At 68.0% G+C, this 16,163-nt stretch carries 16 protein-coding genes; 9 read left to right on the top strand and 7 right to left on the bottom strand.

The genetic code is table 11. From position 1 onward, the window contains the following. Positions 1-271: 271 nt before the first annotated feature. The 5 genes from QH276_RS11335 to QH276_RS11315 form a co-directional block, all read right to left on the bottom strand. Positions 272-1,534, bottom strand: coding sequence for a cytochrome P450 (locus tag QH276_RS11335; protein WP_280401553.1), 1,263 nt, complete (start codon positions 1,532-1,534; stop codon positions 272-274). Between the two features lie 423 nt (positions 1,535-1,957). Then, positions 1,958-2,995: a phosphotransferase family protein gene (locus QH276_RS11330; protein ID WP_280401554.1), complete on the bottom strand. Its 1,038-nt coding sequence runs from the start codon at positions 2,993-2,995 to the stop codon at positions 1,958-1,960. A 144-nt stretch (positions 2,996-3,139) separates the two neighbouring features. Then, positions 3,140-4,012: a sugar phosphate isomerase/epimerase family protein gene (locus tag QH276_RS11325; RefSeq protein ID WP_280401555.1), complete on the bottom strand. Its 873-nt coding sequence runs from the start codon at positions 4,010-4,012 to the stop codon at positions 3,140-3,142. Further along, the gene (locus QH276_RS11320; protein WP_280401556.1) at positions 4,009-5,199 is read right to left on the bottom strand and encodes a dihydrodipicolinate synthase family protein; all 1,191 of its coding nucleotides are present in this window, start codon (positions 5,197-5,199) and stop codon (positions 4,009-4,011) included. The genes QH276_RS11325 and QH276_RS11320 overlap by 4 nt, the downstream gene beginning before the upstream one ends. Beyond that, the gene (locus tag QH276_RS11315) at positions 5,196-6,359 is read right to left on the bottom strand and encodes a Gfo/Idh/MocA family protein (protein ID WP_280401557.1); all 1,164 of its coding nucleotides are present in this window, start codon (positions 6,357-6,359) and stop codon (positions 5,196-5,198) included. Before QH276_RS11315 ends, QH276_RS11320 begins: the two co-directional genes overlap by 4 nt. Positions 6,360-6,532: 173 nt before the next feature. Here QH276_RS11315 and QH276_RS11310 point away from each other — a divergent pair, with 173 nt between their 5' ends. The 4 genes from QH276_RS11310 (at position 6,533) to QH276_RS11295 (ending at position 10,476) form a co-directional block, all read left to right on the top strand. Further along, positions 6,533-7,573 carry a LacI family DNA-binding transcriptional regulator gene (locus QH276_RS11310; RefSeq protein ID WP_280401558.1) on the top strand — a complete coding sequence of 347 codons (1,041 nt, stop codon included), beginning with the start codon at positions 6,533-6,535 and terminating at the stop codon, positions 7,571-7,573. A gap of 126 nt (positions 7,574-7,699) precedes the next feature. Then, positions 7,700-8,572: an ABC transporter permease gene (locus QH276_RS11305; protein WP_280401559.1), complete on the top strand. Its 873-nt coding sequence runs from the start codon at positions 7,700-7,702 to the stop codon at positions 8,570-8,572. Positions 8,573-8,614: 42 nt separating this feature from the next. Beyond that, positions 8,615-9,655: an ABC transporter substrate-binding protein gene (locus QH276_RS11300; protein WP_280401560.1), complete on the top strand. Its 1,041-nt coding sequence runs from the start codon at positions 8,615-8,617 to the stop codon at positions 9,653-9,655. A gap of 17 nt (positions 9,656-9,672) precedes the next feature. Next, on the top strand, positions 9,673-10,476 hold the full coding sequence (locus QH276_RS11295) for an ABC transporter ATP-binding protein (RefSeq protein ID WP_280401561.1): 804 nt from the start codon (positions 9,673-9,675) through the stop codon (positions 10,474-10,476). 179 nt (positions 10,477-10,655) lie between these two features. On the opposite strand, the gene QH276_RS11290 is transcribed toward QH276_RS11295, so the two are convergent. Continuing rightward, on the bottom strand, positions 10,656-11,723 hold the full coding sequence (locus QH276_RS11290) for a YeiH family protein (protein WP_280401562.1): 1,068 nt from the start codon (positions 11,721-11,723) through the stop codon (positions 10,656-10,658). 102 nt (positions 11,724-11,825) lie between these two features. On the opposite strand from QH276_RS11290, the gene QH276_RS11285 reads away from it, so the two are divergent. Then, positions 11,826-12,761, top strand: a complete 936-nt coding sequence (locus QH276_RS11285) for a LysR family transcriptional regulator (RefSeq protein ID WP_280401563.1) — start codon at positions 11,826-11,828, stop codon at positions 12,759-12,761. Between the two features lie 56 nt (positions 12,762-12,817). On the opposite strand, the gene QH276_RS11280 is transcribed toward QH276_RS11285, so the two are convergent. Next, on the bottom strand, positions 12,818-13,228 hold the full coding sequence (locus QH276_RS11280; protein WP_280401564.1) for a DUF5997 family protein: 411 nt from the start codon (positions 13,226-13,228) through the stop codon (positions 12,818-12,820). A gap of 61 nt (positions 13,229-13,289) precedes the next feature. Here QH276_RS11280 and QH276_RS11275 point away from each other — a divergent pair, with 61 nt between their 5' ends. From QH276_RS11275 to QH276_RS11260, 4 genes are all read left to right on the top strand, one after another. Continuing rightward, on the top strand, positions 13,290-14,225 hold the full coding sequence (locus tag QH276_RS11275) for a LysR family transcriptional regulator (RefSeq protein ID WP_280401565.1): 936 nt from the start codon (positions 13,290-13,292) through the stop codon (positions 14,223-14,225). A 77-nt stretch (positions 14,226-14,302) separates the two neighbouring features. Beyond that, the gene (locus QH276_RS11270; RefSeq protein ID WP_280401566.1) at positions 14,303-15,124 is read left to right on the top strand and encodes a class I SAM-dependent methyltransferase; all 822 of its coding nucleotides are present in this window, start codon (positions 14,303-14,305) and stop codon (positions 15,122-15,124) included. Positions 15,125-15,259: 135 nt separating this feature from the next. Then, the gene (locus QH276_RS11265; RefSeq protein WP_280401567.1) at positions 15,260-15,550 is read left to right on the top strand and encodes a hypothetical protein; all 291 of its coding nucleotides are present in this window, start codon (positions 15,260-15,262) and stop codon (positions 15,548-15,550) included. Between the two features lie 89 nt (positions 15,551-15,639). Beyond that, on the top strand, positions 15,640-16,163 hold a 524-nt coding region (locus QH276_RS11260; protein ID WP_280406721.1), incomplete at its 3' end, for a TetR/AcrR family transcriptional regulator.

The following is a 16,163-nucleotide window of genomic DNA, read 5'->3' as shown; positions in this document are numbered from 1 at the left end:
GCCGATGCGCTGCCGAACCGATGGGCCGGCAGGTGGTTGGTGAGAATGCGGATACGGAGCGGTCGTACGGGTACTGAACTCGTTAGCGCTAGAAATAATTCTAGGACAAACCCTGGTACAGCGCGATGCCCAAAGCACATCACCGACGCTTTTTACGATCCGCGCGACTGATCCCGGACATGTTCCGACACAAGGATTCTCGCGGGAGAGATTTTACGCAACCATGCGGCGCGGTCGCGGTGTAGCCACGGTGGGCGGCACCGCGACGGCGTTACAGTCCGAGCGGCGGTGAGGGCGGGAACCGCACCGGCATCGCCGCGAGCGCGCGATGGAAAGGACCCGGCCGCCAACGCAGTTGGTCGACCGGACAGGCGAGCCGGATTTCGGGTAGCGCGTCGAGCAGCTGATCGATCGCATTCTGGGCGACCATATAGGCGATCGACCTCGCCGGGCAGGTATGCGGTCCCGAACCCCAGGCCAGATGCGCGTTGTTGTCGGTGTACTGGCCCGAGTGGATCGCCGGATCGTTGTTACAGGCCGACATTCCGATGACCACCGGCTGATGGGCGGGCAACCAGACGCCGTCCAGCATGATCGGCTGCCGCGGGTAGCTGAGGCAGTAGTTCGCCATCGGCGGGTCGGTGTACAGCAGCTCGTTCAGTGCGTCCCGGGTCGTGGGGGCGACACCGGCAGACGGCAGGCCGGTGAACCGGGGATCGGTGATCATGAGCAACAGCGTGTTGACCGTCAGGTTGGTCAACGGCTCGATACCCGCCCCGTAGAGCACCGCCAGCTGGTGCACCATCTCCGAATCCTGCAGACCCGCGGAATGAGCCAGCAGGCGAGAGGTGATATCGCGGCCGGGTTCGGCGCGTTTGAGCGCGACCAGCTCGAAGAGCGCTTCGTTGATCCTGGCGTCCGCGTCGGTGGCGGCGGCGCCACCCTCGAACATGTCGGCCATACCCGCGGCGATACGCTGCCCGAGATCCGGCGGGCAACCCAATATGGTGTTGAGCACCTGGAAGGTCAGCGGGAAGGCGTACTGGCCGATGAGTTCGGCTTCGCCGTCCATGCAGAAGTCGTTGATCAGCGGGGTCGCCACCGCCTCGACACTCTGATGCATGGAGAACAGATCGACGCCGTCGAGCGCGGCCGTGATCGCCTCCCGGTACCGGATATGTTCCGCTCCGGTACTGCGCATGACATTCGGCCGCCAGCCCATCATCGGCATCAGTGGATGATCGGCGGGGACGGTTTTCTCCCAGGCGCGCGCGTCGGCCGGGAAATGCTCGGGATCATTGAAGATACGGATGGCAGTGTGGTAGCCGATCACCAATGTCGCCGGAATACCGGGCGCCAGCTCCACCGGCGCGAGCGTCCGGTGCCGCTGCCGCATCTCGGCGAAGACGCGATGCGGGTCGGCGGCATACTCCTCGGTGTACAGGGCGACCCGAGGGGGCACACCGGCCGGCCGCGGGGAGGAGTACGGGCAGCCGGCGGCACCGGTTTCGGACGACGGTAGGGACTTGGTCAATGCCGGGAACTCCAATGACAGCAACAGCGACAGATCTGAGGAGTTGTCCGAATTGGGACATCTCCCCGCGTCGGAACGATATTGGTGTGATCGATCGGCCGCAAGCGAGAGAGTAGTGCGATACGCCACTGTGTGCGCCGCACCGGACCGCAAGAAGTTCCGGCTGGAACGGTTCGCGAAAGTGCGAATCCAATTCGGTCTTCCCCCAGGGCGTTCGGCGACACCCGGGCCACGCCCGCGGACGATCACTGCCGAAAACCCGTCGGCACCAGCGATTTCCCTTCGGCACACCCAACCGGCGGCCGTCGACGGAATCATTGTTTGTAACGTTTCCGCCCAAACACCTTATGTACTCGTAGCAGGTCGCAGAATTATCCGGGTTCTACATATTAGGAATCGGCAATCAACCACTCGCACTTCTCATTATTTCGATCGCAATAGTGCGTTCGCGGATTCGGCGAGCCGGCCGGGTCGCTCCGAGAGTTCCGTCACATCGATGTCCTGCTCGCCCATCACGCCGGCGCGGAAACGCGCCGCCACTCCCTCGGCGATGGCCGCCAGCCGCCACAGCGCGAAAGCTTGGTAGTAGGGCAGATCGTCGAGGGCTCGGCCGGTGGTATCGGCATAGCGCGCGAGCACCGCATCCACCTCGAGATAGCCCTCGGCGGGGTCGGGAGCCCAGCCGAACGGTTCGGCCGAGGTCCAGGACGCGGTGAGCCAGCCGATATCGGCCATGACGTCGCCGACGGTCCACAGTTCCCAGTCCAGAACGGCGCGAACGGTCCCGTCGGGGCCGATCAGCAGGTTGCCAGGTCGGAAGTCGCCGTGCGTTATCCCGGTCCACCGCTCACGCGGCATCCGTCGCGTGAGCCGATCATGGACTTCCCAGAGCGGTCCCGGCCCCACACCACCGGCGGTGAGCTGACGGTGCCAGCGGCGGAGCTGTCGTTCCAGATAACTGCCGGGCCGGCGCTGCTCGGCGAGCGGCCCGGTGGTGGTGTCCACGGCATGGACGGCCGCGAGCGTATCGACGATATCGCAGGAAGCCGCGGCACGACTCTCCCGGGGGATCTCGGCGGCGGTGCCGGTGTCGGGTACGACACCGTCCACATACTCCATGACATAGAAATCGGCGCCGGTGACGGCATGGTCGGTGCAGCAGCCCAGCACCGGGGGAACGGGGACCGGGCCACCGGCGAGCAGATCGAGGATCCGGAATTCCCGAACGACATCGTGCGCCGAGGCGAGGACATGCCCGGTGGGCGGGCGGCGCAGGACCCAGCGGCCCCCGGATCGGTCGTGCACACGGTAGGTGAGATTCGACCGGCCGCCGGTGATCAGGTCGAACCGCAGCGGCGGCGCGGCCGCCGGGACGTTCGCGGCGAACCAGCCGGTCACCCGCTCGATATCGATCCCGGCGGCGTTCGGCACCGCGGGTTGATCAGTGTCGCCGTGGACCATCGACTCGCCATCTCCTGAACATCTGCCACCGGTGCCGTAGTGCCGCGCGATGGGTGTGCCCAGTGTGCTTCATATGAGACGTCCGGCGCTAGTGCTCCATATTCGGCGCTCTGCGGGCCGGGTTTTGCGCTCGTGCTGCCGGGTTCAGCCCACCAGAGCGGGCAGCACCAGCTCGCGGTAGCGCTGCTTCATCGTTTCGATCACCTCCCGGCCGTCACCGGCCCAGATATCCGCGTTGAAGATTTCGACCTCGACGTCACCGCGGTAGCCGGCGGCGCGGACCCACCCGCCGATGGTCGTGAAATCGACGACGCCGTCGCCCATCATGCCGCGCGACAGCAGCGGATCGGCGGTCATCGGATTCAGCCAGTCGCAGACCTGGTACGAGCTGATCCGCCCGGCGGCGCCGGCTTGGGCGATCTGCTCTTCCAGGGCCGGATCCCACCAGATATGGAAGGTATCGACGACGACGCCCACGGTCTGCGCCGGATACGGCTGCGCCATCGCCAAGGCCTGGGCCAGGGTGGAAATCACCGCCCGGTCGGCGCAGAACATGGGGTGCAACGGTTCCAGCGCGAGACGGACGCCGCGTTCGGCCGCGTACGGGACGAGCGTGGCCAGCCGCTCCGCCACTCGCGCCCGTGCGGCGGCGAGGTCGCGGCCGGGCATACCGCCCACCACCATCACCAGTTCCCGGGTGCCCAGGGTCGCCGCATCGTCGATGGCGCGGCGGTTGTCGTCGAGCGCCGTGCCCCCGTCGCCCGGTTCGGTCAGGAAACCTCCGCGGCACAGACTCGAGACCCGCAGCCCCGCGTCGGCGACGATCTTCGCCGCCGTGGCGGCACCGATTTCGTCGACCCGATCGCGCCACAGCCCGATGGCACCGAGCCCCGCACGGGCGGCACCGTCCACGGCCTCGGCGAGGGTCCATCGCTTCGTGGTCGCCGTGTTCAACGACAGGGACCGGAACGGATCGGACAGATCGTAGGCACTGTGCTGTGCCGCAACAGAAGTCATGATGTCAATCCGTTCAGTTCGAGGTAGACCCGCATGCGGTGCGCGGCCAGCTCCGGGTCGGCCAGGAGTCCGGCCTTGTCCGCGAGGCGGAACAATTCGGCCAGATGCGTGACGGACCGGCCGGTGGACAGCCCGCCCACCATCGAAAAGCCCGGTTGCTTGTCGTTGAGCCAGGACAGGAACGCGATGCCGGTCTTGTAGTAGTACGTCGGCGCGGAGAAGATGTGACGACCCAGTTCTCGTGTGGCGCCGAGGATTTCCGAGGCTCGCGCCGTATTGCCGTTGTCGAGTTCCTGGAGCGCGGTGGACGCCGCCGGGTAGATCGCCGCGAAGATGCCGAGCAAGGCATCCGAATGCCCGTGCGCGTCGCCGATGATCAGTTCCGGATAGTTGAAATCGTCGCCCGTGTACAGCCGGACACCGTCGGGCAGTGCGCGGCGCAGGGCGATCTCGTGGGCCGCGTCGAGCAGTGAGACCTTGACCCCGTCGATCTTCGCTCGGTTGTTCTCGATGAGAGCACGGAACGTTTCGGTGGCGGCATCGATATCCGGGCTGCCCCAGTATCCGTGCAGCGCGGGATCGAACATGGTGCCGAGCCAGTGCAGGATCACCGGCCGGTCCACGCCGGCCAGCAATGTCTCGTAGACGGAGACGTAATCGGCGGCCGACCGGGCGACCTGGACGAGGGCGCGCGAGGCCATCAGGATCACCTGGGCGCCGGCGCCGGCGACCACGTCGATCTGTTCGCGATAGGCGTCGACGATCGCGGCGAGCCCGGCCGATCCGGCGGGGAGTCCGGCGAGGTCGAGCTGATCGGTTCCGGCGCCGCAGGCCAGCCGGCCACCGGCCGCGGCCGCCTCCGCGCCGGAGCGCCGGATCAATTCGGCGGTTGCCGGCCAGTCGAGACCCATTCCGCGCTGGGCGGTGTCCATGGCGTCGGCGACACCGAGCCCGTAGGACCACAGTTCGTGCCGGTACGCCAGCGTCGCGTCCCAATCGATGGCCGCGGGAGCACCCGGTGTGTTGTCGGCCGTGGCACGCGGAACGACATGCGCGGCAGCGAAAGCCACGCGCGAGGTGATCGGCCGGGACGGCCGTGTCCACGCGCCGGGGGCACCGAGAACGTACGGTTCGAGCCGGTCGCCGGTGGGCAGTACGACCGATATGCCCGTGGACGCGGCGGTCACAGCGTGACCTCCGGGATCTCGATCCGGCGGCCTTCGGCGGAGCTACGCAGTCCGAGTTCGGCCAGTTGTACCCCGCGCGCGGCGGAGAGCATCCCGTAGCGGTGCGGCCGTCCGTGCACCACATCGGTGAGGAATTCCTCCCATTGCACCTTGAACCCGTTGTCCAGGTCCGCGTTCGCCGGTACTTCCAGCCATTGGTCCCGGAACGGCTCGGTCACCGGAAGATCCGGATTCCACACCGGCTTGGGCGTGTGCGAGCGATGCTGGGCAACACATTTACGCAGGCCGGCGACGGCGGACCCGTGCGTTCCGTCGATCTGGAACTCGACGAGCTCATCGCGGTACACGCGCACCGCCCACGACGAGTTGATCTGGGCGATCACACCGTTTTCCATCTCGAAGATCCCGTAGGCGGCATCGTCGGCCGTAGCCGGATAGGGCTTGCCCTGTTCGTCCCAGCGCGTGGGGATATGGGTGGCCGCCTTCGCGGTGACCGCCTCGACCTTGCCGAGCAGGCCCTCGAGCACGTAGTTCCAGTGGCAGAACATATCGACGACGATGCCGCCGCCGTCCTCGGCCCGATAGTTCCAGCTGGGCCGCTGGGCGGGCTGTCCGTCGCCCTCGAAGACCCAGTAGCCGAATTCGCCGCGCAGCGAGAGGATCCGGCCGAAGAAGCCTTCGTCGACGAGCCTGCGCAACTTCACCAAGCCGGGTAGGTAGAGCTTGTCGTGCACGACGCCCGCGGTGACCCCGGCGTTCGCGGCGACCCGGGCGAGCTCGACCGCCTCGGTCAGCGTTTCGGCGGTCGGTTTCTCGGTGAAGACATGCTTACCCGCCTTCATGGCCGCGGCGAGCGCCTCGGCGCGCCGGGAGGTGACCTGCGCGTCGAAGTAGATATCGATGGACGGATCGGCGATCACGGCGGCGGCGTCGACACTCCATTCGGCGATCCCGTGCCGTTCGGCGAGTTCGGCGAGCTTGGCGGCATTGCGGCCGACCAGGATCGGCTCGACCTGGACGCGGGTGCCGTCCGGGAGCAGCAGCCCGCCACCGTCGCGGATCGGCAGGATGGACCGCACGAGGTGCTGGCGGTAGCCCATGCGGCCGGTGACGCCGTTCATGGCGATGCGGAGCGTGCGTTGCGGAAGGGAATCGGGCATGGCTGGGTGCCTCTTCTGATTTGCGTGGCCGACGACCGCGGAACGGGTCGTGAAGGGTGCGGAGGGACCGCACCAGCCGAGTGGACGAGTCAGCGTCGGAATGCGCTTTCCAAGCTATGCTAGTCCCGAAGTCCGGTCAACCCCATGCGTACGAGAGAACGAGGCACGAGGCCATGGCGGCTGTGAGATTGCAAGATGTCGCGACCCGGGCGGGCGTCTCCCAGGCGACCGCGTCCCGCGTGCTGAACGGCTCGTCCCGGGTGCCCGGCGAAGGCGTTGCCGACCGGGTGCGCGCCGCCGCCGCCGAACTGGGTTACGTGGCAAACGCCCAGGCCCAAGCCCTCGCGCGGTCGTCGACCGGACTCATCGGGCTCGTCGTGCACGATATCGCCGACCCCTACTTCTCCTCGATCGTGCAAGGGGTCCAGGCGGCGGCGCGGCGGGCCGGCAAACTCGTCCTGCTGTCCAGTACGCAACGCGATTTCGATATCGAACGCGAATCCGTGAGCACCTTCATCTCGCACCGCGCCGATGCGATCATCCTGGCGGGTTCGCGCCAGAGCGGGGATCTCGACCGCGACCTCGAGCAGGCCTGCGCCCGCTACCTGGACAACAACGGGAAGGTGGTGGTCATCGGACAGCCACTCCCCTTCGGCGCCGCCGTCGAACCCGAAAACCATGCGGCCTCCGCACAACTCGCGCACGCCTTGCTCGGGCAGGGCCACCGGGATTTCGCCGTGATCGGCGGTCCGGGCCATATCAGAACCGCCGTCGACCGGCGCAACGGGTTCGTCGAAACTCTCGCGGCACAGGGAGTGACACCGCTGGTGGAGATCGCGGGCGATTTTTCCCGCGACGGTGGTTTCAGCGCCGCGCGCCGCTTGGCCGCCGCCCTGGATCTGCGGCCGGGGCAGACCGGCGGCATCACGCCGTGCGTTTTCGCCGTCAGCGATGTGATGGCGATCGGCGCGATCGCGGCGTGGCGGGACCTCGGTCTCACGGTGCCCGATGATGTGTGCGTCGCCGGGTTCGACGATATCCCCACCCTGCGCGATCATGTGCCCGGCCTGTCGACGGTGGCCCTGTCGCTGGTCGAGATCGGTGAACGCGCCGTCGCGCTCGCGCTGGACGACGCCGCCACGGCCGCGCACGCCCACGAATTCGTACCGGGTCGCGTGGTTCTGCGCGACAGCAGCGCTGTACGCCCGGCCTGACGTGCGACGAAGCGAACCCCTTGACACTGTGTGTCCGGTCACACTAGCCTCGAACCCAGCGTCGGAAAGCGCATTCCCGGCGGGTGTAGTGCGAACCCCGCTCCACTACTAGCTTTAGGACTCCAGATGGCGGTAGTCACGTCCGTCGAGGCCGGTTCGTCCGCACCGAAAGCGACGCGACCCGTGCGCACTCGGCGCCGGACACTCCCCTCCCCCTCCATTGTGTGGTCGACCGTCTGGCGGCCGCTCGCCCTGGTGGCGGTGCTCGTCGTCGCCTGGTGGGCGGTCACCGAATTCGAGCTCGTCGAACCGTACATTCTGCCGTCGCCGGCCGATACCTGGCGCACCGCCGCCGACAACTCGGCCTATCTGCTCCAGAACACCTGGGTGACGACCTACGAAACGGTGGTCGGCTTCGTGATCGCCGCGCTGGTCGGCGAGGCCGTCGCGCTGGTGATGATCTACTCCCGCGGTGTCGAGCGGACGATGTATCCGCTCATTCTCTTCGCGCAGGTCATTCCCAAGATCGCGATCGCACCGCTGTTCATCGTATGGCTGGGTTTCGGCACCAGTCCCAAGATCCTCGTCGCCGTGCTGATGGCGTTCTTCCCGATCGTGATCGCCGGTATGGCCGGGCTGCGTTCGGTCGACCCGGAAATACTCGAACTCACCTCCACCATGGGCGCGAGCAACTGGAAGACCTTTGTGAAGGTGCGTTTCCCGGCCTCGCTGCCACAGCTGATGTCCGGCCTCAAAATCGCCGCCACTCTCGCGGTCACCGGTGCCGTCGTCGGTGAGTTCGTCGGCGCCAACGAAGGCCTCGGCTATGTGATCCTGCAAGCCAACGGCAATATCGATACAGCGATGCTGTTCGCCGCCCTGATCATCATGTCCCTGCTGGGCATCATCCTGTTCGCGATCATCGAAATCGCCGAACAGTTCCTCATTCCCTGGCACGCCTCGCGCCGCTCCACGGCCTCGGCCGTCGGCGCGGCCTGAACTGCCGAATATCCCTATCAGTGCCACAGCTGGAGAACTCGCATGAAATTCCGAACTCGTACACTCACGACGATCGCCGCCACCGCGGTCGCTTCGCTGCTGGTCTTGACTGGCTGCGGAGGCGGCGGCACCGCGGCGAAGGACCCCGGCACCGACGGGGCGACCACCGCGGTCTCGCTGATGCTGAACTGGTATCCCTACGGTGAGCACGCCCCGTTCTATTACGGGGTGCAGGAGGGCATCTTCGCCGAGCACGGTATCGATCTGACGATTTCCGCCGGCCAGGGTTCGACCAAGACCGCGCAGGCCACCGGCTCGAAGCAGACCGACTTCGGATGGGCCGATACCCCGGCCGTGCTGAGCAATATCGACAAGGGCGTCAAGATCCAGAGCGTCGGTGTCTTCCTGCAGACCACGCCGTCGGCGGTGCAGGTGTTCGCCGATTCGGATATCCGGACACCGGCAGATCTGGCGGGTAAGACCATCGCCGTCTCCGCGGGCGACGCGCCGACCACGACCTTCCCGGTTTATCTCGACAAGGCGGGCGTTCCGGCGGATCGGGTGACCCAGCAGAGCCTCGACTCGGCGGGCAAGATGTCGGCGATGCTGTCCGGCCGCGTCGACGGGCTCATCGGGTTCGCGCACGACCAGGGCCCCACCATCGCGAACAAAAGCGGCCGGGAGGTCCGCTACCTGCGGTATTCCGATCAGGGCCTGAGCTTCTTCAGCAACGGGCTGATCGCGAACCAGGCCACCATCGAATCCTCGCCCGAGCTGGTCCAGGCCATGGTGGACGCGACCAGTGAGGCGTTCGCCGCCGCGGTCGCGAACCCGGAGGCCGCGGTCGCGGCGATGGAAGGCAAAGATCCGCAGCTGCCGCCGAAGGAGGTCCTGCTCCAGCAGTGGCAGCAGACCATCCCGTTGCTCAGCACCCCGGAAACCGCCGGTAAGGCGCCGGGCACCAATGCCGAGGCCGATTGGCGCGCCACCGTCGATGTCCTCAGCAATGCCGGTCTCCTCGACAAAGCCGAGGACCCGGCCAAGTACTGGGCATCGGAATTCGCTCCCACCAGCAAGCCGTGACCGGGACAGGTGACGATATGAGTACATCCACCGACACTCTCGCCCGCACCGATACCGCCGTCGCGGTCGACGACCTCACCGTCCGGTTCGCTTCCAAGCGCGGCGAGGTCACCGCACTCGACGATGTCGGCCTGCGGATCCGCCGCGGCGAATTCGTGTCGATCGTCGGCCCCTCGGGCTGCGGGAAATCGACGCTGCTGAAAGTCGTCGCCGGCCTCACCCGGCCGAGCCGGGGCAGCGTCGAACTCGGCGGCGCGCCCGTACGCGGGCCGCAGCGCAATATCGGCTACGTATTCCAGCGCGCCGCACTGCTGGAATGGCGGACCGTCCGCAAGAACATCCTGCTCCAGGCCGAGATGCGCGGTATGAGCAAACGAACGGCCGAATCGGAATGCGCACGCCTGATCGAGATGACCGGGCTCGCCGGATTCGAGAACGCCCTGCCGCACGAACTGTCCGGCGGTATGCAGCAGCGGGTGTCGCTGTGCCGGGCGCTGCTGCACGAACCGGAAGTGCTGCTGATGGACGAGCCGTTCGGCGCACTCGACGCTCTCACCCGGGAACGGATGAATATCGAGCTCCACCGGATCTGGCGGGAAACGGGCACCACGGTCCTGCTGGTCACCCATTCGGTGGCCGAGGCCGTCTACCTCGCCAACCGGGTGGTCGTGATGAGCCCGCGGCCGGGCCGGATCATCGAACTGCTCGACGTGGACCTGCCCGCGCATCGGGAGTACGCCACGACGATGGAGCAGCCGGAATTCATCCGGGTCGCCAACCGGATCCGGGAGTTGCTCGGCTCGGCGACACACGCGGACTGATATCCCGCCCACTCGCCGGCAGGAAGTTCACCCGGTCGGAGCCGGCCGGGTGAACTTCCCGTACCCGCGGCAGGCGCCACAGCGACCGTCGTCTCGGCGGCTCCGATGCGGACAGTTCGATGACCGTGACCCACGGACCGGCACCTCTGATGTCCCGTTCCCGGACGCGGCGGTCCCGGTCACGTCGCCAGCAGGGCACCGAGCAGCGCGAGGGACGCTACCCACACGGTGGACAGGGTTGCCAGCACGAGCGGGCGCGGCCCCACCGCGCGCAGCAGTGCAATGCGCACACCGGTACCCAACGCGAACATCGCCCCGGTGAGTAGTGCGGTCTGCACGAACTCGGCAGCGGCGAGCAGGCCCGGTGGCAGCAGCCCGGACGAGCGCAGGGCGACGCAGCCGAGGAAGCCGAGGACGAACAGCGGAATCAGCGGTGGCCGCGCTGTCTCGGCACCGTCCCGCTCGCTCATCCGGCGCCGGCGGGCACCGAGATAGGCCAGCACGGGTGCCAGCATCAGGACGCGGGCCAGTTTCACCACCGTGGCGACGGCAAGCGCGCCACCGCCGAGGATGCCGCCGGCCGCGACCGCCTGGGCCACCTCGTGGATCGAGCCGCCCGCCCATGTTCCGGACTGCCGGTCCGACAGCCCCAGCACGTTCGACAGCAGCGGAACGGCGGCCAGCAGCAGCGTCCCGAAGACCACCACCAGTGCGACCGCGGTGAGCAGTTCCTCCTCCTCGGCGTCGATCACCCCGCCAGCGGCCGCGACCGCCGCCGCGCCGCAGATGGAGAAACCGCAGGCGATGAGCACTCGCTGCGACCACGACAATCCGAGCAACTTCCCGGCGTACACGGTGCCCCCGATTCCGAGGACGACGACCGCCACGACGACGGCGAGCACACCCCAGCCGAGGCCGATGACGTCACTGAACATCAGTCGCAGGCCGAGTAGCGCCACGCCCACCCGCAGCAATCGCTTGGCCGACAGGTCCAGCCCCGGCCGGAGCCGACTGGGTATCGCGACGAGGTTCGCCGACAACGCGCCGAGCGCGATGGCGATCAGGAGCGGGCTCACCGCCGGTAGCAGGCACCCGATTCCCATCGACACCGTCGCCACGGCGGCGCACAGGGCGATACCCGCGAGCGTGCCCGCGCCGGGCCGGCGGATCGTGCGGGCGGGCCGCGGGGCGGCCTCGGGGCGCACCGGACGTAGCGGATCGGTCGCCGGGCGGACAGTCCTGGACATATCGCCGACTCTGCTCCGCCGGCCCCACCCCCGGTAGCTGGTAATCGGCTATCACCACATATCAACCTGATATGCCCTACGACACAGCCATATAATCCGGGTATGTCCAACGAATGGCCCGAGCTCGGCGTTCTGGAACTACTCGTCGGGGTCGACGACCACGGAAGCCTCGGTGCGGCAGCCAGAATCGCCGGTATCGCGCAACCGAACGCCAGCCGTGCGATCAAGAAGCTCGAGGCCCGGGTCGGCGCGCCGCTGTTACAGCGAAAGCCCACCGGCTCGACGCTGACCCCGGAGGGCACGGTGCTCGCCCACTGGTCGCGCAAAGTTCTCGACGACGCCCGGCATCTGCTCGACGTCGCCGCCGGGATGCGCGAGAAGCGGGCCGCGGAACTCACCGTGAGCGCGAGTATGACCGTCGCCGAACATCTGCTGCCGGCATGGCTGGGGCAGTTCCGGCGCGCGGCTCCCGGCGTCACGATCCACCTCCAGGTGCGCAATTCCCGGCAGGTGTGCGCGGACGTCACCGCCGGGCAATGCGATATCGGATTCGTCGAATCCCCGACCGTGCCGCGGGCACTGCACAGTATCGCGGTCGCCTACGACCGGCTGGTGGTCGTGGTCGACCCGCACCATCCCTGGACGCGCCGTAGACGCCCGTTGACGGTCGCCGAGCTGGCGCGAACTCCGCTCGTGGTCCGTGAGCCCGGCTCCGGCACCCGGACGACGCTCGACCTGGCCCTCCACGAATACGAGCGGGCCGCGCCGCTCCTCGAGCTCGGCAGCGGGGCCGCCATCAGAACCAGTGTCCTGGGCGGAGTCGGGCCGGCGGTCCTGAGCACGCTGGCGGTCGCCGCGCAGGTGGAGTCGGGTGAACTGAAGATCGTCGAAGTGGAAGACCTGCACCTCGAACGCACCTTGCGCGCCGTCTGGCGGCCGCCGCGACAGCTGGAGGGGCCCGCCGGCGACCTCGTCCGGCTCGTGCGCCGCGTGCCCGCCCGGACGTCTCGCCGCTCGCCACCTCCGGAACGACGGTGAGGCCCGGCGCCGGATACCCGGCCTCGGCACCACCTCGCCCGGTCGTCTCCGACCGGCTACCAGTTCTTTGCCGGCCGGTTGGTCGCGGCCCGGCGTTCGGCCTCCTTGGCCTGGACCCGTTCCTCCTCGGCGCGCACGGCGGCATAGCTTTCGCGTTCGCGCACGAGCCACTCCGGCGGATCCGCGAGCAATGCGGCGATCTCGTCGGCGGTGAGTGAATCGGAGACCCCGGCCCGGCTCAGGCCGCTACGGGAGATACCGAGCTTGCGGGCCACGATATCGCGCGGGAACGGCCCGGTACGGCGCAGTTCGGTGAGCCACTGCGGGGGATCGGTCCGGAGCTCGTCGAGTTCGGCCCGCGAAACCGGGCTGTTGCGGAACTCTTCGGGAGCCGCGGGTAGATAGATGCCGAGCTTGTTCGCCGCGGTCAGCGGCTTCATCATCTGCGGTTTCCGGTCCGGGCTCACCGCGACAGCCTATCGGGCCGCCGGGCCGGGCCCGACGCCGCGGTGCCATACCCTTGCCGATATGAGCCGGTTCTCCTCGATCGATGTGCAGCGCCTGCGCTGGTTCACCGCAGTCGCGGAGGAACTGCATTTCGCCCGCGCCGCGAAGGCGTTGCATATCTCCCGCCAGAAGCTCAGTCATACGGTCATCGACCTGGAGACCGAGCTCGGCACGAAACTGTTCGTCCCCGGCGCCCGGCCCACCCAGCTGACCGACGCGGGACGGGAGCTGCTGCGGGAGGCACGCGACATCATCGCGCGGACGGAGAACGCGGCGACCACCGCGGCGGACACCACCCCCGTCCCGCTGCGGGTGGGGTTCGTGCCCGGCGTCACCGTCACCAAGTGGGAGCGGATCTGGGGCCGGCGACTCCTCGAGACCCCGCTCGACATGGTCGCGGTCGCGCAGGCCGAACAGGAATCGGCCCTGCGCGAGGGCCGGGTCGATATGTGCTTCGTCCGGTTGCCGATCGACCGTGCCGGTATGAACGCGATCCCGCTCTACCGGGAGCTGCCCGTCGTCGTGGTACCCAAGGACCACGCGATCGCACTGTTCGACGAGGTCGGCATGGCCGATCTCGCGGACGAACGCGTGCAGGACACCACCGATATCGACACCGTCGCCGCCGCCATCGAACTCGTCGCCGCCGGCGTCGGCGTCGCCGTCGTGCCTCATTCGATCGCCCGCCTGCACCACCGGCGCGACCTCGTCTACCGCACGGTGACCGATACCGGCGATACCGAAATCGCCCTCGCCTGGCCGGCGACCCGGACCACGGACGCGGTGGAGGAATTCATCGGCGTCGTACGCGGCCGCTCGGAGAACAGCTCCCGCTCCCCCGCCGCGAAAAGCACACAACCGGCACCGCGGAAACCGGACTCCCCCGCCAAACGACCGCGCGGCGCGCGGAAACAGGCACCCTCCCGGAAGAAGCCCGCCCGGGGCCGCAAACGCTAGGAGCCTCGCTCCTGCGGGGGAACACCGGCGACCTCGTATCGATCAAGCGCTACCCCACACAGAGGAGGAGAAGGGCGATGACCAGGTCGGGCAAGGTCGATTTCCGCGCGGTCCGCTGGCGTTCGGTGGAGTGGACCAATCTGTGCACCCTGTACTTACGTGCCTGCGACAGCCGGTCCCCGCATTCGGTGCTCGGCGATATCGCGGCGGCCGACGCGGTCGATCGGATCGACTACGACTGGGACCGGGTCCGGCGCGCGATCCGGCCCGGCGTGAACCAGTGGCTGGTCGCCCTGCGGGCCGCCCGGCTGGACTCCTGGTCCGCCGATTTCCTGCGCCGCCACCCCGACGCTGTGGTACTCCATCTCGGATGTGGAATGGACACCCGGGCCTTCAGGCTGCGGCCGCCGCCGCAGGTGCGCTGGTTCGATATCGACCAACCGCACGTGATCGAGCTGCGCCGCCACCTCTACGACGACGGTGACCGCTACCGGATGGTCGGCACCTCGGTGACCGACCCCGGCTGGACGGCGGAAATTCCGTCCGATCGCCCCACCCTGATCATCGCCGAGGGCCTGTTCATGTACCTGCGCGAGGCCGAGGTCCGTGCGCTGCTGCAGCGCCTGACCGATCAATTCCCCGGCGGCGAACTTCTTTTCGATACGGTGGCGCCGATCGGTGCCCGCCTGTCGAAAGTCTTCACCAAGGGCATCATCGCCTGGGGTATCGCCGATCCGCGGCGGCTCCAGCAGTGGAATCCCCGGCTGCAGCTCCTGGAAAGCGGCTCCAGCCTGGCCGGGGCCGATCGGATACCCGCCAGGCCCCTGCGAGTTCTGTACAAAGGTGTGCGCGCGACGCCGATCGGCCGATACGACGTCCTGAACCGCTTCTCGTTCTGAGGCCCCCGCGTGCGTCCACCGCGGCCCGACCCGGCGGGCCCGCGGTGCCGTGACAACCCGAAGCCCTGCGACGCCCCCGGTTAGCGGCCGGATCGCGGGGAATACCGACGCTGACCGGACGCCCGAGGAGGGAAGATGACCGACGGACGCGACAATGACCTGTCCAGCTGCAAGCCCGATGAACTCCTCGCCCGCGAGGGCGACCTGATCGCGGTCCGCGACCGCCTCGCCGAATCGGGCGCGGGTGACGTGGCGACCGAGGTAGCCGAGATCCTGAGCGCGATCGCCACCTACCGCGAGCAGGTCGAACGGCAGCAGGCCAAACTCGGGGAGGTACTGCGAGCCGTCGAGTCGCTGGATTCGGGCAACGGGGACGAGGAACACGTGCGGGAAGTGATCGCCCGGTTCCGTACTGCGCACGACTGAGACTCGACTGCCGGCTCGGGATACGGCTGTTCCTTACGATCGGCGACGCGACGGCTACTGTCGAAACCTCGACCGCAGGACGGAGGACCGTGCCGAATACCAGCCCCCGCAAGCGTGGCCGCCCGGTCCGGGCCGAGCGCGCGGCGATTCTCGAGGCGACCGATCGGATGCTGTCCACCGACGGTGCCGCCGCGTTCAGTATGCGCCGGCTCGCGCAGCGGCTGGGGGTCAGTACCGCGGCGATCTATCACCATTTCCCCACCAAAGCCGCCCTGTTCTTCGCTGTGCTGAGCGCCCGCGCCGAGAAGTTACCCCGGCCGGTCCTGCCCGAGGAACCCCGGGACCGGCTGGCCGCGATCATCGTCTACCTCATCGACACACTGCAGGAATTTCCCTGGATCATCGATCTCCTGGTCACCGGGGAGACCTACGGGCGAGCGGCGCTGTGGATACTCGACGAGTTCGTCGCTACGGCACACCGGCTGGGCGCCACCGACACCGAGGCCGGTGCCATGTACGCCGTGTTGTGGCGTTTCGTTCTCGGGGAATTGATCGCGCGCAGGGCCGTCGACGAGCGGCGTAGCGCAAGCGGGCGGGGCGAGCCCACACCGCA

The organism is Nocardia carnea (genome assembly GCF_029869215.1).
In the GTDB taxonomy this organism is placed as follows: domain Bacteria; phylum Actinomycetota; class Actinomycetes; order Mycobacteriales; family Mycobacteriaceae; genus Nocardia; species Nocardia carnea_B.
This window is presented reverse-complemented; position numbering and strand designations above follow the sequence as displayed.